This window comes from Pseudomonas sp. 22189 (assembly GCF_052045635.1).
Classification (GTDB): domain Bacteria; phylum Pseudomonadota; class Gammaproteobacteria; order Pseudomonadales; family Pseudomonadaceae; genus Aquipseudomonas; species Aquipseudomonas parakoreensis.
The window spans coordinates 48,255-68,035 of record NZ_JBQEPG010000018.1 but is presented as its reverse complement, the minus strand read 5'-3'; the positions used below and the strand labels follow the sequence as shown (position 1 = coordinate 68,035).

At 61.3% G+C, this 19,781-nt stretch carries 11 protein-coding genes and 1 riboswitch; of the genes, 5 read left to right on the top strand and 6 right to left on the bottom strand.

Annotation, left to right across the window (positions count from 1 at the left end; all coding sequences use genetic code 11):
• Positions 1-277: 277 nt before the first annotated feature.
• Complete coding sequence (locus tag ACTJKS_RS19465; protein WP_262947928.1) at positions 278-1,351, top strand: ABC transporter substrate-binding protein; 1,074 nt, start codon at positions 278-280, stop codon at positions 1,349-1,351.
• 6 nt (positions 1,352-1,357) lie between these two features.
• Here the strand turns inward: ACTJKS_RS19465 and ACTJKS_RS19460 are convergent, their stop codons facing one another.
• On the bottom strand, positions 1,358-1,576 hold the full coding sequence (locus ACTJKS_RS19460) for a DUF2970 domain-containing protein (protein WP_025112547.1): 219 nt from the start codon (positions 1,574-1,576) through the stop codon (positions 1,358-1,360).
• A gap of 177 nt (positions 1,577-1,753) precedes the next feature.
• On the opposite strand from ACTJKS_RS19460, the gene ACTJKS_RS19455 reads away from it, so the two are divergent.
• Positions 1,754-8,770, top strand: coding sequence for an NEL-type E3 ubiquitin ligase domain-containing protein (locus ACTJKS_RS19455; RefSeq protein ID WP_440828977.1), 7,017 nt, complete (start codon positions 1,754-1,756; stop codon positions 8,768-8,770).
• Between the two features lie 50 nt (positions 8,771-8,820).
• Here the strand turns inward: ACTJKS_RS19455 and metH are convergent, their stop codons facing one another.
• Positions 8,821-12,531, bottom strand: coding sequence for a methionine synthase (metH, locus tag ACTJKS_RS19450; RefSeq protein ID WP_262947926.1), 3,711 nt, complete (start codon positions 12,529-12,531; stop codon positions 8,821-8,823).
• A gap of 156 nt (positions 12,532-12,687) precedes the next feature.
• On the opposite strand from metH, the gene ACTJKS_RS19445 reads away from it, so the two are divergent.
• The 3 genes from ACTJKS_RS19445 to nfuA all read left to right on the top strand — a co-directional run bounded on the left by ACTJKS_RS19445 (position 12,688) and on the right by nfuA (position 16,831).
• Positions 12,688-14,982: a fatty acid cis/trans isomerase gene (locus ACTJKS_RS19445; RefSeq protein ID WP_262947925.1), complete on the top strand. Its 2,295-nt coding sequence runs from the start codon at positions 12,688-12,690 to the stop codon at positions 14,980-14,982.
• Between the two features lie 181 nt (positions 14,983-15,163).
• A complete protein-coding gene (locus ACTJKS_RS19440; protein ID WP_262947924.1) occupies positions 15,164-16,189 on the top strand; it encodes an acyltransferase family protein in 1,026 nt (341 codons plus the stop codon).
• A 57-nt stretch (positions 16,190-16,246) separates the two neighbouring features.
• Positions 16,247-16,831, top strand: a complete 585-nt coding sequence (nfuA, locus tag ACTJKS_RS19435) for a Fe-S biogenesis protein NfuA (RefSeq protein ID WP_003225494.1) — start codon at positions 16,247-16,249, stop codon at positions 16,829-16,831.
• Positions 16,832-17,033: 202 nt separating this feature from the next.
• Here nfuA and cobM read toward each other — a convergent pair whose 3' ends face one another.
• The 4 genes from cobM to ACTJKS_RS19415 all read right to left on the bottom strand — a co-directional run bounded on the left by cobM (position 17,034) and on the right by ACTJKS_RS19415 (position 19,179).
• On the bottom strand, positions 17,034-17,780 hold the full coding sequence (gene cobM, locus ACTJKS_RS19430) for a precorrin-4 C(11)-methyltransferase (protein WP_108182848.1): 747 nt from the start codon (positions 17,778-17,780) through the stop codon (positions 17,034-17,036).
• Positions 17,781-17,861: 81 nt separating this feature from the next.
• Positions 17,862-18,275: a cobalamin biosynthesis protein gene (locus ACTJKS_RS19425; protein ID WP_108182847.1), complete on the bottom strand. Its 414-nt coding sequence runs from the start codon at positions 18,273-18,275 to the stop codon at positions 17,862-17,864.
• Positions 18,272-18,970, bottom strand: a complete 699-nt coding sequence (locus ACTJKS_RS19420; protein WP_103366942.1) for a CbtA family protein — start codon at positions 18,968-18,970, stop codon at positions 18,272-18,274. Before ACTJKS_RS19420 ends, ACTJKS_RS19425 begins: the two co-directional genes overlap by 4 nt.
• Positions 18,971-18,981: 11 nt before the next feature.
• Positions 18,982-19,179, bottom strand: a complete 198-nt coding sequence (locus ACTJKS_RS19415; RefSeq protein ID WP_108182846.1) for a CbtB domain-containing protein — start codon at positions 19,177-19,179, stop codon at positions 18,982-18,984.
• A 123-nt stretch (positions 19,180-19,302) separates the two neighbouring features.
• Positions 19,303-19,524: riboswitch (cobalamin riboswitch) on the bottom strand.
• Between the last annotated feature and the right edge of the window lie 257 nt (positions 19,525-19,781).

Sequence of the window (19,781 nt, the reverse complement as noted above, 5' to 3'; positions counted from 1 at the left end):
TCGAGTCTTTCTGCAATCACCGATAAAACCGACAAGAGGCGATGCAATGAGCAATCCGACCAAGGCAAAGAAAAGCGATAGCAGTGTCGATGCATGGGCCATTCTGTTCCTGATTATTCTGGTCGTAGGGACAGCGGTATTCTGGGTCAGCCATCAGTAAACGACCGATCCGGGTCCGCTTCCGACGATTGTCGGACAAAAAACGGGATCAGGCGTCAATAGCCGCTGATTCGGGGGCTATAATGCGCGGCCATTTTTCCTTGGGCCCGGGTCTTTCATGTTGAAGTTTTTCTGCCTCAGCCTCCTGCTGTTCGGTGCGGTTTTCGGATCCGCAGCCCGGGCCGAGTCGGTGCTGTTCCTCAACCCGGGTACGACTCAGGAAGCGTTCTGGGTCAGCTATTCGCAATTCATGCAAGCGGCGGCCCACGACCTTGGCGTCGATTTGCAGATCCTCTATTCCCGACGCCAGCCCGAACTCACCGTGGCCCAGGCCAGGATTGCCCTGCAGGGACCGAACCGTCCCGACTACCTGATGTTTGTCAACGAGCAGTACGTTGCACCACAGATCCTGCGGCTGGCGGAAGGCAGCGGGGTCAAGCTGTTCATGGTCAACGCGGTGCTGACCGCCGATCAGCAGGCGCTGGTCGGCGAGCGTGCCGATCGCATTGGCAGCCTGGTGCCCAATGACGAGGAGGGCGGCTACCTGATGATGAAAGAGCTGATTCGCTTGCATCCGCCAGTGGCGCGAGACGAGCCGATCGAGGTGTTGGCGTTTTCCGGCCTGAAGATCACGCCGTCGGCGCAATTGCGCGAGCGCGGCATGCAGCGCGCCTTGGCCGAACATCCTCAGGTGCGCCTGCGACAACTGGTGTACAGCGGCTGGACACGGCAGCGCGCCTACGAACAGGCGCGGCAACTGGTCAGCCGGTATCCGAAGGTGTCACTGGTGTGGTCGGCGAATGACGAGATGGCGTTCGGCGCCATGCGCGCATTTGCCGAAGCGGGCAAGGTGCCGGGCAAGGACGTGCTGTTCAGTGCGGTCAATACCTCATCCGAGGCGTTGCAGGCCGTGATCGATGGACGCCTGAGCGCACTGGTGGGCGGTCATTTCACCCTCGGCGGCTGGGCGCTGGTGGAATTGCATGACTATGACCAGGGCGTCGACCTGGCCCGTTACGGCGGTCGTGATCGCCAGGTGCCGTTGCTGCAACTGATCGACAAGCATCAGGCCCGGCAGATTCTGGCCATGGGCTCGACACCGGGTTACGGGGTGAGCTTTCGCAAGCTGTCCGCCAAGGGGCGTCCGGCCTCGTATCGTTACCCGTTCGAGCTGCAGACCCTGATGCACTGACAGCCCTCAGACCCCGGCGAAATGCAGCACCAGTTTGACGATGGCAAACAGGGTCAGGGCGAACACGGCGGTGAAGCCGATCCCCAGGATCACGAAATGGCTGGGCTTGCCATGGGTGAAGTCCCTTGCCCGATTCTTCCCGCTTTGCACGCCAAATGCCGCCGCCATCACGCTGTGCAGCATCTGCCAGAAGCTCGGTGGTTTGTTGTCGACTGGATCGTCCATAAATCCCCCGTCCGAAAGGCTGTCCCGACAGCATAGTCAATCCTGCCGGTTGTGCCGTGGTCGCACGGGGGATCCTGACGTGTCCGGTCATACGTCCACGGCCGTGCGATAACTATGTACCGCAGGTCACTGCGGCGGACATGGTGTCCTGTGCTCCCATTATTCAGGAGAGACAGGATGTCCCATCATTCCCCGACGTTGCCCCGTGCACCCGTCAGCGCCAGCGTCCACGGCAGGTTGCTTGAGCAGATGATCCCCGATTGGCTGATTGCCGCCTCGCCAGCCCGGCAATCAGCGATGAAAGCGGCCAGTACCCGTCCACCGCCCGGCTATCACGAATTCCCGCAGAAACAGCAACAAGCCTTGAAAGACCAGGTCACGGCTGCCTTTGTCGCCCAGACCCGACTCGACAAGACCATGGCCGGCCTCGAAAGCGTCGAGGCATTTGCCCAAACGTTGCTTGGTGAGGCCCTCAAGGATCAGTTCAACGTCACGGTCGATCTCGGCAAGACCTTGCTGTGTCTCAGACGGCCCCTCGAACTCGGAGTGCTGGAGGTGGAAGTGTCCACCTTCGAAGTGTTGAAACTGCCATTGCTGCAAGCGGCACTGCACAACTTCGAGGCCTGGGAATGTGAAGCAGGGGCCTATCACGCCCAATCCGGTTTCGTGGTCGAGACAGCGACCCCCGGCGAGTTTCAGGCCGCAGAAATCGGCATCTCGGTCAGTCAGTTTCTGACGCTGTGTCGTTCACTCGACGTCGGTGCGCGTTATCAGACACGGATCAAAGCGTTTTTCGAGAACAACGACACCTTGCGTGGACAGTTCATTGCCAGTCAGAAAGCCGCGCTGCGTGCCGCCGCGCAATGGGCGCTGCTGAAAAAGGACATCGAGCCTGCCGACTACCGGATGATTCTGTCGGTGGTGGACGGTCAGATCCACCCGCAACTTGGCGGCAAGGCCGTGTGGTTTCGCGATCTGAGCCTGATGAAGCGGCGGATGACCGGTTGCGTCGTGTTCAGCATCAGCGAGCGCTACCGCTACACCAACGAATTCATCGTCTACATTCCCCATGACCCGCAACACCCGCTCAAGCGTTACAGCAGCGCGCAGATGCGGGAGGTGTTCAAACGCAAATTCACGGCGACCGACACTACGGCTACCGGACAAGGACCGACCGCTTACCAGCGGTTTTTCAGTCAGTTCGTGGCCTACGCCGACCGCCCTTACTATTTCAGTCAGTTCACCCAAAAGGCTGCGGACGCCCCGAGTGACCCGTTGCATTCGATCTGGGTCAAGGTCGCACAGCTGATACCGCCGCTGTCCACTATCGTGCAGATCAAGGAGTTGCCACCCGAAGTCCCCGGCAAGCGCGAGCCACACCCTGACCCGTATCTCGACCCGTTTGCCATCACGCGCCAGGACGTTGCCGGGATCTGGGGCGCCAACACCGATTTGTGGCAATACCTTTACGAACAGCACCGGGCCAAATTCATCGCCGACGCGCGCGCCCATGCCGTCCCAACGGCGGATGTCGATGCCCGGGTCCGCGCAGCCAAACTCAGTCATTTGCTCGAACTCGGCATGCTGGGGTTGAACATGGTGTCGATGTTCGTACCGGTGCTGGGCGAAATCATGATGACCGTGATGGCGGGGCAACTGCTCTACGAGTCCTTCGAAGGCGCCATCGAATGGTCGGAAGGCGATCGTCAGGCTGCCAAGGCGCATCTGGTCGATGTGGCGCAGAACCTGGCGCTGATTGGCGTAATGGGCGCTGTGGGCAAGGGCGTAAGCCGACTGCGAGCGGCCTCCGCCGAACCCGTGATCGAGCACCTGCAACCGGTCGAGCGGCCCGACGGCTCGGTTCGCCTGTGGAAACCCGACCTCGATGCCTACGCCAGCGATATTGTCCTGCCAGCGACTGTCGGGCCCGACGCGCAAGGCGTGTATCGGTTCGACGGCAAGACGTTCATTCGCCAGCAGGGCAAGCTCTATCAGACGCACTACGACGAGAACCTGAATAACTGGCGCATCCTCCACCCGCAGGATCCGTCGGCGTATCAACCGATCCTCGAGCACAATCGAATGGGCGCCTGGCGCCACACCCACGAGCGGCCGCTGCACTGGGATCGACTGACCTTGCTGCGGCGCATCGGTCACTCGACTGACGCATTTTCGGATGAGCAATTGCTCGAAATCGCCGACCTCAGTGGTGTCAGTGATGATGCCCTGCGCCAGATGCACCTCGATCACCAGCCGGCGCCACTGGCCCTGGCCGATACCTTGCGCCTGTATGAGGCGAATCAGCAGGTCGGGCGTTTGATCGATCAGGTCGAACGAGGAACCAGGCTTGACGATTCGTACCTGCTGACGCTGCCCATGCTTACGCAAATGCCGCGCTGGCCGAGCGGGCAGATGCTGGAAGTCTTCGACGGACCGCAGTTGTCCGGGCCCAGCCGTCTGTTCGGCGCGCAGTCAGGTGCAATCGAGGGCCCGACGCGTGCGCCGATCCGGATCACCCGCGCCGACGTGCTCGACGGCCAACTGCCTGAGCGCATTCTGGCAACGCTGGATGAGCCGCAAACTGTTTGGTTGCTGGGCGCGGAGCCAGCGCGAGTCATGGAATCCCGGCCGCTGGAGTTGCGCAAACAGATCGCCGATTACCTGCGAACCCGGCAGCCGGCGATGTTCGACAGGCTGTATGACGAACCCGCGTTGAACGACCCGCGAATCGCCAGGCTACAAGCCGCCACACCGGGGCTGGGCAGCTCGGCGTCAATCCGTGTGCTGCTCGAGGCGAACGACGAGGAACTGACGCGTCTGCAAAACGGTGGGCGGGTACCGTTGCGGCTGCTGGAGATCTCCCGTGAATATGCCCGGCAGCGGCGTTTCAACCATGCGATTGCCGGTCTGCACATGGAAAATTCGGCCGGCGGCGACAGCCAATGGCTGGCCTTGCGCGCTTTGGAGCGGCTGCCGGGCTGGTCGGACGAAGTGCGTCTGGAAGTACGCGAAGGCAGTGTCGACGGGCCGTTGATCGATAGCATCGGCAGCGAAAGCGCCGGCCAGACCCAGTATCTGGTCAAGCGCGGGCCGGTCTATCAGGCGTACAACGCGCACGGGGAAGCGCTCAACGGCGTCCCGCGGCGCGGGGACAACTTTTTTGCCTCGATCCTCCATGCGTTGCCCGATCAGACGCGACAGGCTCTGGGTTTTGCTGAGGTTTCGCGTAGGGCCGGACTGCGCCGGGCAGTGATCGAGTATGTGGCCCGCCATCGCACCGAACTGGCTCGGCTAGCGAGCAGGCGCCATGGCCACAAGCAACGCTTCAAGGCGCCGGTGCGGGTGCGCCAGCATGGCCTGGGTTATTACGCCAGCGGTCGCGGCGAAGGCGTGAACCCGCTGCTGGTGACGCGCGTGCAGGACGTGTATCCGGCGCTCACCGATCAGCAGGCGGGCGGGTTCATCCTCAAGCAATTGGCCGCCGGGCGGACTGACGCGCAGATCTACGAGATGTTGCAACGGCGCCTGCGTGAATGGCAGGCGCTCGAATCGACACTGGCGCAATGGGAAGGTGTGCCTTCTCCGGAGCCGACGCTGCAATCGATGATCGGCGGCAAATCCAGCGTCGTGCGCAGCCTCAAGCAGAGCTGGCGCCATGCGCCGCTGGCCGAGAGTCAGGCGAGTGCCGCACGCCTCGATCTGACGTGCGACGAGCCGTTGCCGGAGCTGACGGCAGATTTCTCGCATGTTCGCGACCTGCGCATCAGAGGGCGTTGCATCACCGATGCCAACGGCGATGCACTGTTGAGCCGTTTCCCCAGGCTCAAGGCGCTGCGCATCAATGGCACCGCAGAAACGTTTACCAACGTCCCGACGGTGCTGCAGAACATGCCGGAACTGACTGACCTGACGCTCTACGGCGCGATGCCCTATGCCGCCGACATGCCGGCACGCCTGGCTCAATTGACCCGACTTGAAGCATTGAGTGTCAGTACCTCGAGTTACCAGTCACTGGCGTTCGACGTCAGCGGCATGCGCAATTTGCGCAGCCTGGACATCGTCGCCTATTCATTGTTCGACTGGCCTGCGGGTGCGCTGGAGTTGCCGGCCCTGGAGCGTCTGAACCTCAGGGATACAAGCATCAGCACCGTGCCCGCCAAGCTGTTGCAAGGGCACGAAAAACTCTGGTCGGGGCTGTCGCTGGACTGGTCAAAATTCTCCCGGGAAAACTTCGCGGGCGTGTACGAATACGCCAAAAGCCTGCCGGAACACCTGATCGATCGAGAGACGATGGTCAGGGATTATTGTCGCGGCGAGTTGCGGCGTCTGGGCGAGGGTGTGCATCAATCCACCGAGGGCATATTCCATCGTTTCTTCGAGCAATGGCCGGATGAGCAGCAGCGTTTCACCGCCATCAATGCCTTGAGCGATCAATATGCTGCGCTGGAACGTGAACTCAGTCAGTGGCAGCAGCGCCTGGTGGTGTCGGCAGAATCGCTGTCCGAACTGATCGCGCGATCAAACCTGGCGCATGTTCTCAAAGCCAGTTGGCGCAACGGACTGTTCAAGCGCTATGGCGCAACGATCAGCGCCTCGACCGTGGATTTGTCGGGGTTGAGGCTCAGCGAACTTCCGGTGTTGCCGGCAGACGCCTTTGCGCATGTACGCACGCTGCTGCTCAATGGCCAGCGGGTTGCCGGTGCGCAGATGCGCGGTTTCATCAGCGCTTTCAGCGAAGTCCGCACCCTTGATCTGAGTAACAATGCCTTGCACGAATGGCCGATCGAGTCGCAGCGTCTTTCGCGCCTGATGCACCTGGACCTCGCCGACAATCTGTTGACCGACAGTTCGCGCCTGCAGAGCGGATTGGGTGAATTGCCTGCGCTCGAACAACTGAATCTGCGCAACAATCCGCTGAGCGATTTGAACGTCGGCAGTCTGCAGCGCTTGAAGGCCCTCGACCTGCAGCGTACGCACCTGCAACATTGGCCGGCAGGCGCAGAAGGCTTGCCGCAACTGTCGTGGCTGGACCTGCGCGAGACCCGTATCAGCACGCTGCCACCTGCCGTGCTCGAGAGCACCTCACTGCTCAACACCAACCTGACCGGCGCGCCCCTGACCGCAGCGGCGTCGGCGCAGCTGCGGTCGGCGCAACTGCGGCTCGAGCACGAACTGGGCCTTCCTGCCGGCGCGCTGGAGGCATTTGCCCGGGAGCCGGTGCCGGCGACGTTTCCTCCAGCGGAGAACGGTTTGACCGTGGCCCGCCAGTTGCTGCCGTTGACGCCAGCACCTGTCAGTACCGGGCTGGCACGCATGCGCCAGAATCTGCAGCGGTTGCAGCCGGCCTTTAGCGATGAACAAGCCATGCAAGTGATCGAGGCGCTGCGTAGCGATGGCGCCACCGATGTGCAGATCGAGGAGCGGATCACGGGCTGGAGTCAGACATTCGAAACCCTCGTTCGCCGACTCAACGGCTGGCTGTATACCCGGGAAACCCGTGGAGCCGACTGGGTCATCTCCTCGCAGTCGCGCAGCCTCGCGGCGTGGCGCATCCTCACCTGCTGGCGTGCCAGATTAGCGGTTGCCGGGGGCGATGCGGTTCTGGATCTCAACGGCCTGCAATTGGGCGATCTACCGGCGCTGCCCGAGGATTTCGGGCATGTCGGCAGCCTGGACCTGACAGGCACTCGGGTGACGACCGAGGGCAGCGACGGGTTTCTCAAGTCGTTCACCCACCTGCGTCATCTGACCCTTAATGGCAATGCGCTGACAGCGCTGCCGGATGGCGTCCGGCAAATGCCGCAGCTGGAGCGGCTCGAGCTTTCCAGCAACCACTTCGGCGACACCGAGCACCTGTATGCCGCGCTGTCCGGTCTGGAGCATCTGCAAGCTCTGGACCTGAGCTACAACAACCTCGATGCGTTCGATGTCAGCTATTTCGAGCATTTGCAACGTCTGGATCTGCGCAACAACAACCTGGCGGAATGGCCGGCCGGTGCGCTGGATGCGCAGCACCTGCTGACACTGAACCTCAGTCGCAACGACATCGCCGCCATCCCCGAAGAGGCGCTGGACGGTCAGCACGATGAGCTGATGGACGGCACCGACCTGACTGACAACTACAACCTGTCGCAGGAGTCCCTCGAAAGGCTCAGGGCCTATCAGACGGCGGGTGACCGCCAGCGAGTGCTCGGTTTCTCGAGTTCCGAACTGGAGGAAATGGCTGACGACGTTGCCGGCGGGCTCAGCGAAACCACGGACAGCATCGAGTCGGACGAATCCCTCCCGGACGAACAGTCCCATGCGCAGCAGAAGGCGCCGTGGCTGGCGAATCTGCTGCCGGAACAGGCGTCCGCCCGAGACCGGCTGTGGGATCAACTGGCTGCGGAACCGGACAGCGGGGCATTCTTCCATTTGCTTGACCGATTGCAGGACACCCAGGAGTTTCGCGTGGCCAATGCCGACCTGACCCGACGGGTCTGGAGGGTCATGGAGGCTGCCGCCGCCGACAGTGAGCTGCGCGAGGTGATTTTCGCCGGCTCGGCCACCCATGGAACGTGCGTGGACGGGCGAATCCTCACCTTCAGTGGTCTGGAGAGCAAGGTCTTTACCTACAACGCTTTGCTCGATTTGCCGGCCGGTCGCCCGGGAATTCGTGGCGAGGCCTTGTTGTCCCTGTCGCGCCAACTGTTCCGGCTGGACAAGGTCGATGAACTGGCAAAAGCAGCGGCCGCGCGCAGTGGTTTTGACGAAGCCGAAGTCCGTCTCGGTTACCGGATCGGTCTGACCGGTGGCTGGGAGGATGGACTGGAGTTGCCCGGACAGCCGAAAAACATGAAATTTGCCTCCGGTGTAACGCCTCAGCAGTTGTTCGATGCGCGGGCCGAGGTGGTTAACGCGGAACACTCCGACCGGTTTCTGGAGGATCTGATCCAGCGCGATTACTGGCTGGATTACCTCAAGGAGCAGCAGCCCGAAGCGTTCAGGCAAATGGATGAAGTGCAGCTGATGGAGGAGGGCGAGGACGACGGTCTGAGTGCTGACGACCCGCTTTATCTGAGCCGGTTGTTTGATCAGGCAGCGGCGCGCAATGCCAGGCTCATCGAATTGACGCGACAGGCGATTGAACGGATCGGTTTGTCTGCCGACAAGGCACCAATGCCCGGCTCCTCCGGGCAATCGTCAGGCGCGTAAAACCTGGTGAACGGTCACTCCCCGGCTGATCCGTGGAGTGACCGTTGCGCTTATTCGTCGTAACCGAGGTTCGGCGCCAGCCAGCGCTCGGTCACGCTCAGTTCCTGACCTTTGCGCGAGGTGTAGCTCTGCACCTGATCCTTGTCGACCTTGCCCACGGCAAAGTATTGCGCCTGCGGGTGCGCGAAGTACCAGCCGCTGACCGCGGCTGCGGGGAACATCGCATAGTGTTCGGTCAGGAACACGCCGCTGCGGCCCGCGCGCATTTCGCTGGCCTCAGGATCGAGCAGGGTGAACAGCGTGGCCTTTTCAGTGTGATCCGGGCACGCCGGGTAGCCCGGTGCCGGACGGATACCGGAGTACTGCTCTTTGATCAGTGCTTCGTTGTCCAGCACTTCGTCCTTGGCATAACCCCAGTGTTCTTTACGCACTTGCTGGTGCAGCCATTCGGCGCAAGCTTCCGCCAGACGGTCGGCGAGGGCTTTGACCATGATCGAGTTGTAGTCGTCGCCGGCGTCCTGATAGGCCTTGGCCACTTCTTCGGCACCGATGCCGGCGGTGGTGATGAACCCCCCGACGTAGTCGATCACTTCGCTGTCTTTCGGCGCGACGAAGTCGGCCAGCGAGAAGTTCGGCTTGCCGTCGGTCTTGATGATCTGTTGACGCAGGTGATGCAGGCGCGCCATGGGCTTGCCGTCATCGCCGTACAGTTCGATGTCGTCATCGTGCACCTGATTGGCCGGCCAGAAACCGAACACTGCGCGGGCGCTGATCAGCTTCTCGTCGATCAGCTTGGTGAGCATTTCACGCGCATCCTTGTACAGCGCGGTGGCGGCTTCACCGACCACTTCGTCTTCGAGGATGCGCGGAAACTTGCCGGCCAGGTCCCAGGAGATGAAGAACGGCGTCCAGTCGATGTATTCGGCCAGCACGTTGAGGTCGATGTTGTCCAGCACGCGGGTGCCGGTGAAGGTCGGTTTGACCGGCGTGTAGTTGGCCCAGTCGAACTGTGGCTTTTTGGCGATCGCCGCCGCGTAGCTCAGACGCTCGGTACGGGCGCTGCGGTTGGCGGTGCGCTCACGCACATCGACGTAATCGGCGCGGGTTTTCTCGACGAATCCGGCCTTGAGTTCTTTGGACAGCAACTGCGTCGCGACACCGACCGCACGCGAGGCGTCGGTCACGTAGACCACTGCGTCGTTGCTGTACTTCGGCTCGATCTTCACGGCGGTGTGCGCCTTGGAGGTGGTCGCGCCACCGATCATCAGCGGCAGATGGAAATCCTGACGCTGCATTTCCCGGGCAACGTGGACCATCTCGTCCAGCGACGGGGTGATCAGGCCGGACAGACCGATGATGTCGCACTTTTCTTCCTTGGCCACCTGGAGAATTTTCTCCGCCGGAACCATCACGCCGAGGTCGACGATGTCGTAGCCGTTGCAACCCAGCACCACGCCGACGATGTTCTTGCCGATGTCGTGCACGTCGCCTTTGACCGTGGCCATCAGGATCTTGCCCTTGGCTTCCGGCTTGTCGCCTTTTTCCAGTTCGATGAACGGGATCAGATGCGCCACGGCCTGCTTCATTACGCGGGCGGATTTCACCACCTGCGGCAGGAACATTTTGCCGGCGCCGAACAGGTCGCCGACGATGTTCATGCCGGACATCAGCGGGCCTTCGATGACTTCGATCGGCCGCGCGAACGACTGGCGCGACTCTTCGGTGTCTTCGACGATGTGCGTGGTAATGCCCTTGACCAGCGCATGCTCCAGACGCTTGTTGACGTCCCAGCTGCGCCACTCTTCGGTCTCGGCTTCCTTGACGCTGCCGTCGCCCTTGTACTTGTCGGCGATGGCGAGGAGGGCGTCGGTGCCTTCCGGCGTGCGGTTGAGGATCACGTCTTCGACGGCGTCGCGCAGCTCCTGCGGGATCTGGTCGTAGATCTCCAGCTGACCGGCGTTGACGATACCCATGGTCAGGCCGGCGCGGATCGCGTACAGCAGGAACACCGAGTGAATCGCTTCACGCACCGGGTTGTTGCCACGGAACGAGAACGACACGTTGGACACGCCGCCGGAACTCAGCGCATACGGCAGCTCGTCGCGGATGTAGGCACAGGCGTTGATGAAGTCCACAGCGTAATTGTTGTGTTCTTCGATACCGGTGGCCACGGCGAAGATGTTCGGGTCGAAGATGATGTCTTCCGGCGGGAAGCCGACTTCGTTGACCAGAATGTCGTAGGAGCGTTTGCAGATCTCTTTCTTGCGCGCTTCGGTGTCGGCCTGGCCGGCTTCGTCGAACGCCATCACCACCACCGCAGCGCCGTAGCGTTTGCACAGTCTGGCGTGATGGATGAATTGCTCGACGCCTTCTTTCATGCTGATCGAGTTGACGATGCCCTTGCCCTGGATGCACTTCAGGCCGGCTTCGATCACTTCCCATTTCGACGAGTCGATCATGATCGGCACGCGGGAGATGTCCGGCTCGCCGGCGATCAGATTGAGGAAGGTCACCATGGCCTTCTTCGAATCGAGCATGCCTTCGTCCATGTTGATGTCGATCACCTGGGCGCCGGCCTCGACCTGCTGCAGGGCGACTTCCAGGGCTTCGGTGTAGTTGTCTTCACGGATCAGACGGGCGAACTTCGCGGAGCCGGTGATGTTGGTCCGCTCGCCGACGTTGACGAACAGCGAGCTGCGATCAATGGTGAACGGCTCCAGGCCCGACAGGCGGCAAGCCTTGGGGATGTCCGGAATCTGCCGCGGCGCGTAACCGGCGACGGCTTTGGCGATGGCTTCGATGTGGCCCGGGGTGGTGCCGCAGCAACCACCGACGATGTTGAGGAAACCACTTTGGGCGAATTCTTCTATGACCTTGGCGGTGTCCACCGGCAATTCGTCGTACTCGCCGAATTCGTTCGGCAAACCGGCGTTCGGGTGCGCCGACACGTGGGTGCTGGCCTTGTTCGACAGCTCTTCCAGGTACGGACGCAGCTCACGGGCGCCGAGGGCGCAGTTGAGGCCGACCGAGATCGGCTTGGCGTGGGCCACCGAGTTCCAGAACGCTTCGGTGGTCTGGCCCGACAGGGTGCGGCCGGACGCGTCGGTGATGGTCCCGGAAATCATGATCGGCAGTTCGATGTGCAGTTCTTCGAACACGCCTTGCACGGCGAAGATCGCGGCTTTGGCGTTGAGCGTGTCGAAGATGGTTTCGATCAGGATCAGGTCGACGCCGCCCTCGATCAGGCCTTTGGTAGCTTCGGTGTAGTTTTCCACCAATTCATCGAAGGTGACGTTACGGTAGCCGGGATTGTTCACGTCAGGCGACAGCGAGCAGGTGCGGCTGGTCGGGCCGAGTACGCCGGCGACGAAGCGTGGCTTGTCCGGGTTCTCGGCGGTCTTGGCGTCGGCCACCTTGCGCGCCAGTCGCGCGCCTTCTACGTTTAATTCGTACGCCAGTTCTTCCATGCCGTAGTCAGCCATGGAAATGCGCGTGGCGTTGAAGGTGTTGGTTTCCAGAATGTCGGCGCCGGCATCCAGATAAGCCTTTTCGATGCCGCCGATCACGTCCGGACGGGTGATCACCAACAGGTCGTTGTTGCCCTTGACGTCGCTCGGCCAGTCAGCGAAGCGTTTGCCGCGATAATCCTGCTCCTCGAGCTTGTAGCTCTGGATCATCGTGCCCATGCCGCCGTCGAGAATCAGGATGCGCTCTTTGAGGGCTTGCTTGAGAGCTTGAAGGCGGACGCTGCGATCGGACATTGGGACTACTCGAAAAGACCATGACGAAGGGCCGGGATCATAACAAACCTGTGCGCTTTTGGAGCACGTGCTGCTTTTGCATGAATATCGTTCATGTTGGTACGAGCGTCATACTGTAGAATCGCGGGCGTTTTTTTCACGATCGGGATCAAGGGCATGTCGTACCGCGTCATCAGCATTTTCTTGCTGTTCTTAAGCTGGGGCGCCGTTGCGCAGGAACCCGCGATCTCACCTTCTATTTCATATACGCGTGACATCCAGCCGATCTTCACCGAGAAGTGTGTGGCCTGCCACGCCTGCTACGACTCGGCGTGCCAGCTCAATCTGGGCAGCGGCGAAGGCGCAGGGCGGGGCGCAAGCAAGATGCCGGTCTACGACGGCGAACGCACTCAGGCGGCGCCGACCACGCGGCTGTTCTACGACGCCTTCGGCAAACGTGCCTGGCAGCAGAAGGGCTTTTATTCGGTACTCGATGCCCAGGGCAGCCAGGCGGCGTTGATGGCGCGGATGCTGGAACTGGGCCACAAAACCCCGCTGACCCCGAATGCCAAGCTGCCGGAAGACATCGTCCTCGGCCTGCAACGGGAAAACATGTGCGCGATGCCCGCCGAGTTTGACGGCTATGCCGGCGCCCACCCCAAAGAAGGCATGCCGCTGGCGGTGACCGGGCTGACCGATCAGCAATACCAGACCCTGCAACGCTGGCTGGCGTCCGGTGCGCCGATCGACGAGCAGGGGCTGGCGCCGAGCGCCAAGGAAGCGCTGCAAATCGTGCAGTGGGAAAACCTGCTCAACACCCCGGGCGCGCGGCAGAGTCTGGTCGGGCGCTGGTTGTTCGAACACTGGTTCCTCGCCCATATCTATTTCAAGGACGGCGAGCCGGGCCACTACTTCCAGTGGGTGCGTTCGCGCACGCCGACAGGGCAGCCGATCGACCTGATCGCCACCCGACGCCCGAATGACGATCCGGGCACTCAGGTGTATTACCGCTTGTGGCCAGTGCAAGGAGTGATCGTGCACAAGACCCACATCACTTATCCGCTGAGCGCGGCGAAGATGGCGCGGGTCAAGAGCCTGTTCTACAGCGGCAACTGGCAAGTCAACGCGCTACCGGGGTACGGGCCGCAGAGCCGGGCCAACCCGTTCGCCACGTTCGAAGCGATTCCGGCGCAGGCGCGGTACCAGTTCATGCTCGACAATGCCGAATACTTCGTCCGCACCTTCATTCGCGGGCCGGTGTGCCGTGGGCAGATTGCGACGGATGTGATCCGCGATAACTTCTGGGCGCTGTTCCAGGCCCCGGAACACGATCTGTACATCACCGACCCCAACTATCGCGGCCAGGCCACGCCGTTGCTGGCAATGCCGGGGCAGAACGACGACGTCGGCAGTGTCCTGAGCCTGTGGCACAACTACCGCAACAAGCGCAACGAATACGAAGCCCTGCGCCGCGACAGCTACGCTGACCAGCCGGCGCCGAGCTGGTCGACCCTGTGGGCCGGCAACGACAACGCGCTGCTGAGCATTTTCCGCCACTTCGACAGCGCTTCGGTAACCAAAGGCCTGATCGGCGAAGTGCCGCAAACGATGTGGCTGTTCGACTATCCGCTGCTGGAACGCACCTATTACCAGTTGGCAGTCAACTTCGATGTGTTCGGCAACGTCTCCCATCAGGCGCAGACCCGTCTGTATTTCGACCTGATTCGCAACGGCGCCGAACAGAACTTCCTGCGTCTGATGCCGGCCGATTCCCGTGAGGACTACCTCGACGATTGGTATCAGAGCAGCGGTCAGTTCAAGATGTGGCTCGACTACGAGGCCATCGATGATGACAAGCCGACCGGGTTGAAACTCGATCCGAAGGATCCGAAGTACGACTTCGCCATGCAACTGCTGGCACGCTACGGCGACCTCAATGCGCGGCCGGATCCGATCAACCGCTGTGACGGCGCCTACTGCTCGCGGCCGAACATTGATCCGGCGTTGCAGAACGCCGAACAGGCGCTGAGCCGCCTGACGTCACGACCGGCCGCCGGTCTGAAGGTCATCGACCAATTGCCGGAGGCCACCCTGCTGCGCATCGAAACCCGCAGCGGCAAACGCGAGGTCTACAGCTTGCTGCGCAACCGTGCGCACAGCAACGTGGCGTTTCTGTTGGGCGAATCCCTGCGCTATCAGCCAGGGCTCGACACCTTGACCATTTATCCAGGTGTGCTCAGCAGTTACCCGAACTTCATGTTCAATATTCCGGCCGCGCAAGTCCCGGAGTTTGTCGATGCCATGGAAAACGCCAAGGATGCCGATCGTTTCGAGAAAATCGTCGAACGCTGGGGGATTCGCCGCAGTCATCCGCAATTCTGGTTCTATTTTCACGACCTGAGTCAGTACATCCACGAAACCGAACCGGTGGAAGAGGGCGTGCTGGACATGAACCGCTACGAGAATCTTTGATCGTTGAGATCGACCTGCTGTCCCAACTCCAAGCAACACCGCAAAGCCCCTGTAGGAGCTGCCGAGTGCAACGAGGCTGCGATCTTTTGATTCTTTAACAACAAAGATCAAAAGATCGCAGCGTGCCGCAGCTCCTACAGGGGGCCGGAGGTGATTCAGGAATTGTGCACGGGAGCCGATCATGTTGATTTCAGTGCAGGCCCTGCGCGCGCTTGCCGCGTGGACCGTGGTCTGCCATCACTTCATGCAGATTTTTTTCGACTTCAAGGCGCGCGGCCCGGTCGGGCAGTTCTTCATCGACAAAGGCGCAGTCGGCGTCGATGTTTTCTTCGTCATCAGTGGTCTGGTGATTTTCCTCTCCACCGAAAGCAAAGCACTGCCGCCCGCGCGCTTTCTGCTGTACCGGCTGTTTCGCATTGTCCCGGCGTACTGGCTGTACACGCTGTTGATGGCGTTGCTGGTGCTGTTCGCCCGGCCAATGTTGCCGGATCAGACGGTGGACTGGGCGCATTTCCTCGCGTCGCTGCTATTCATTCCTGCGCAAAATCCTGGCGGCTACGGAATTTATCCGACGCTGAACGTCGGCTGGACGCTCAATTACGAAATGCTCTTCTATGTGTTGTTTGCATGCGCGCTGGCGTTCCGCTGGCAGGTGCGCTTGCTGGTGGTTGGCGCGTTGCTGTTTTCGGTTTGTCAGGCGTTTGGCTGGATCAACGAGTTTTACCGTTCGGACATCGTCTACGAATTTTTGCTGGGGATCGGCATTGGCGTGCTCTATCGCCGGGGCTGGATCGGTGCGGGTCTGTGGCAGCCACTGTTGGCGATGGGCGCCGCGTTGTCGGCGATCTATCACCTGGCGCCGGCGCCAAGGCTGTTGAACTGGGGCGTGCCGAGCGCGGTGCTGGTGATGGCGTGCATGGCACTGGAGCGCTACGTCGAGCGCAACCGCGTGATGAAATGGCTCGGTGACTGTTCCTATTCGGTGTATCTGATGCACGTGCTGGTGCTGTCGGTTGGCGGTTTTATCGCGCGGCGTTACGGGGTCAACCCGTATCTGATGTTCATCGTCTGCGCGGTGGCCATCGCTGTGGGGTCATGGTTGAGCTACGAATGGGTGGAAAAACGCAGCTATCGGTGGCTTAAAGCACGGATCGATGGCGAACCGCTACGCGTACCGGGCGAGAATCTTTCCCGACAAAAATACTAGGACTTTGTCCGGCGCAATGATTGGCGTAAACTGCGCCCAAGCCTGCGAGGAGTTTCCATGACCGCTATTACCATTACCGACGCCGCCCACGATTACCTGGCCGATCTGCTCTCCAAGCAGAACACCCCGGGTATCGGCATCCGCGTCTTCATCACCCAGCCTGGTACCCAGTACGCCGAAACCTGCATTGCCTACTGCAAGCCGGGCGAAGAAAAACCTGAAGATACCGCGCTGGGGCTGAAAAGCTTCACTGCTTATATCGATTCGTTCAGTGAAGCGTTTCTCGACGATGCCGTCGTCGACTACGCCACCGACCGCATGGGCGGCCAGCTGACCATCAAGGCGCCAAACGCCAAAGTCCCGATGGTCAACGCCGACAGCCCGGTCAACGAGCGCATCAACTACTACCTGCAAACCGAAATCAACCCGGGGCTGGCCAGCCACGGCGGTCAGGTCAGCCTGATCGATGTGGTCGAGGACGGCATTGCCGTGCTGCAGTTCGGCGGCGGCTGCCAGGGCTGCGGCCAGGCCGACGTGACCCTGAAGGAAGGTATCGAGCGCACCTTGCTTGAGCGTATTCCAGAGCTCAAAGGTGTGCGCGACGTGACCGACCACACGCAGAAAGAAAACGCCTACTACTGAGTAAGGTGTTCACTGCGAACATGAAAAACGGCGCCCCGTGAGCGCCGTTTTTTTATGCACTTGATTAATGAGTGCCTGTTTATTGTGTGGCGAGGGGATTTATCCCCGATGGGTTGCGAAGCAGCCCCAGAAAAGGAACTGCAAGCGCAGTTCATCGGGGATAAATCCCCTCGCCACAGGTTGGCACCCAATCCCATATGATTCAGGGTCTGTAGAGGTGCGCATGCCCCGCGCGATACAGCGACGACTCGCTAAACACCTCACTGCCCAGCACCCGACCCACCAGAATCAACGCCGTACGCCGAAACCCCTTGGCCTCAACCTTCGCCGCAATGTCCTCCAGCGTCCCCACCACCCAATCCTGATCCGGCCATGTTGCCCGGTGAATCACCGCAATCGGGCAATCCGCGCCGTAATGCGGCAGCAATTCAGTGATGATTTTCTGCAGATGGTTGACCCCCAGGTGAATCGCCATGGTCGCGCCATGCTGCGCCAGACTGCTCAACTCCTCACCCACCGGCATCGCGGTCTTGTCCGCGTAGCGGGTCAGAATCACGCTCTGTGACACATCCGGCAGCGTCAGCTCGGCGCCGAGCAAGGCTGCACAGGCGGCGGTGGCGGTGACGCCGGGGATGATTTCGAACGGAATATTCAACTCGCGCAGATAACGAATCTGCTCGCCAATCGCGCCGTACAGGCTCGGATCACCCGAGTGCACCCGCGCCACGTCCTGGCCCTTGCCGTGGGCGGTTGTGATCAATTCAATGATCTGCTCCAGATGCAATTCGGCGCTGTTGACCACCGTTTCCGCCTGATGTCCCTTGAGCACGGCGGCCGGCACCAGCGAGCCTGCGTAGATGATCACCGGGCAGCTGCGGATCAGCCGCTGGCCTTTGACGGTGATCAATTCCGGGTCGCCGGGGCCGGCGCCGATGAAGTAGACGGTCATGAAGAAATCCTGTGAAAAACGGGGCAGGGCAACGCTTCAGATGAAGATTGCTCATGATCAAACAGGGGGATTATCGGGAATTTACGCAGCGCCGGCCAATGCCAGTGTCGCCTGAGCGTATTTCTGCCGGGAAATCAGCAGCTTTGCCGGTGCCTGAATCAACTGCTCGGCCAGGGCCAGGGCGGCACTTTCCGCCACACCGTAGCAACCGGTGCGCTCATAGGCGATCTGCGAGTGATGGCTCAGTCGCTGCTGGTAAATGGCCAATTCTTCGCTGCTGAAATACAACAGCGGCAGCGCCAGTTGGCTGGCCAGTTCCTGCAAACCGGGTTCATCACGTTTAAGGTCGATGCTGGCCAGGGCCTTGACCGCCTCGAGTTCTATGCGATGCGCCTGCAATGCCTGATCGAGTAACGCGCGCAGCGTGCTGGCCGGGCAGCCGCGCTGGCAGCCCAGGCCAACCACGAAGGTCGGCGCTGCGCGGTCATCGGTCATGCGTGGTACTGACCATCGCTTTTGCGGCGGAACAACCAGGCGCTGATCAGGCCCAAGGCCAGCCAGAACGCCACGTTGGTCAACTGCGAAGCGATTTTGAACTGAGTTTCCAGCGCCTCCGGGGCGAGCATCGAATGCACTTCCGGTTGCGGCGCGCCGATCACGTGCGGCACGGCGAGGATCGCCACGCCCAGCAGCTTCATCAGCCAGTGGCGGCTGAACACGATCAGCGCCAGGCCGACTGCGGTGGAAGCGGCGGTGCCGATCCACCACGTTTGCCGCGACGCCAGATCGGCGGCAGCGGTGCCCGGCAGTTCAGGCGGCAGGCCGAGGGTCGGCGCGAGGACGAAGGTCGCGTAACCGGCCAGGCCCCAGAGTAGGCCCTGCGAAGTTTTGGTCGGTGCACGCAGGGTGTACAGGCCGGCGAGCATCAGCGCGAAACCGACCGCCACTACCAGATTGCCGCCGGTGGTCGAGACCACGCGTTGCCAGCCGTCTTCCGGCTCCCAGGCTTCAGCGTCGTGAGTGTGTGCGGCTGTACCGGCGGCGTGTTCGTGAACGGCCACCGGCTCGGACTTCTCGAAGGTTTCGGCCTGCAGAATCAGTGGCGAAACCCAGAAGCTTTGCAGCAACGTCAGCAGCAGGGCGGCCAGCAGGCCGGTGAAGCCTGCGGTTTGCGCGATACGCTTGATCATGTCGGCAGGTCTCAGTGGCACGGGAACGCGGCGCTGTGGCGGGTATCGTGAGCGGCGTTGTGCACCGCTTCGATGTGCGAGAAACCGGCGAAATAAACGAGGCCTGCACCCAGGATCGACGCCAAGATCGCGGCGGTCAGGCGTTGGCTCAAGGTGGCGGTGCTGGAGATTTTGTCGGTGTTGCTGCCGGTGCTGCTGATGATCGACATGGCGCTTCCCTCTGGAGTGTCAGCGGGTGATATAGAGCGCATGGAAACCCCTGCGAGTCGGGCACGCAGAGGTTCGAACAGCGCCCGCCCACCGCGGGTTTGTTATGTTCAGCGACGCAAAATGCGCGCTGTGTGTTGCGGGCCGGTCTCCGGGCTCACGAGGGGTTGGCATCAGGCCGACCTGCAAGCATCACCTTCCCATGCCGCAATGGCACAGTGGATTCGACGCTTCGCTCGCTTACCGTTGCGGGGGCAGCACCGGACTGACATGGCTTTGAGTAAAGCACATGATTCACCGGTTTCCCGTTTCACCCTGTGAAGGGCACCCGTAACAAGTTGTGTAGGAGAGCATGGGTTGGGGAATTTAGTCAATTTTGGGGGTGGATCCGTTGCTGCGGTAACGGCCGCTTAGGGTTCCGCCCTTACGGCGGGTCACTTTGGCAAAAGCCCCAAAGTAACCAAAGGGCTTTACCCTGACGTTCGGCCCTCGCTTGGGCTCGGGTTCCTTCGCTGCGGGATTCATCCGGGGGCAGCGCCTACGGTTTGCTTCGCTGCACCTCCTCTCGCTGTGTTTGGCTGCGCCAAACGGTCGCTGCGCTCCC

Coding starts and splice junctions, on each gene's coding strand:
- ACTJKS_RS19465 (WP_262947928.1), top strand. CDS start 278: ATGTTGAAGTTTTTCTGCCTCAGCCTCCTGCTGTTCGGTGCGGTTTTC.
- ACTJKS_RS19460 (WP_025112547.1), bottom strand. CDS start 1,576: ATGGACGATCCAGTCGACAACAAACCACCGAGCTTCTGGCAGATGCTG.
- ACTJKS_RS19455 (WP_440828977.1), top strand. CDS start 1,754: ATGTCCCATCATTCCCCGACGTTGCCCCGTGCACCCGTCAGCGCCAGC.
- metH (WP_262947926.1), bottom strand. CDS start 12,531: ATGTCCGATCGCAGCGTCCGCCTTCAAGCTCTCAAGCAAGCCCTCAAA.
- ACTJKS_RS19445 (WP_262947925.1), top strand. CDS start 12,688: ATGTCGTACCGCGTCATCAGCATTTTCTTGCTGTTCTTAAGCTGGGGC.
- ACTJKS_RS19440 (WP_262947924.1), top strand. CDS start 15,164: ATGTTGATTTCAGTGCAGGCCCTGCGCGCGCTTGCCGCGTGGACCGTG.
- nfuA (WP_003225494.1), top strand. CDS start 16,247: ATGACCGCTATTACCATTACCGACGCCGCCCACGATTACCTGGCCGAT.
- cobM (WP_108182848.1), bottom strand. CDS start 17,780: ATGACCGTCTACTTCATCGGCGCCGGCCCCGGCGACCCGGAATTGATC.
- ACTJKS_RS19425 (WP_108182847.1), bottom strand. CDS start 18,275: ATGACCGATGACCGCGCAGCGCCGACCTTCGTGGTTGGCCTGGGCTGC.
- ACTJKS_RS19420 (WP_103366942.1), bottom strand. CDS start 18,970: ATGATCAAGCGTATCGCGCAAACCGCAGGCTTCACCGGCCTGCTGGCC.
- ACTJKS_RS19415 (WP_108182846.1), bottom strand. CDS start 19,179: ATGTCGATCATCAGCAGCACCGGCAGCAACACCGACAAAATCTCCAGC.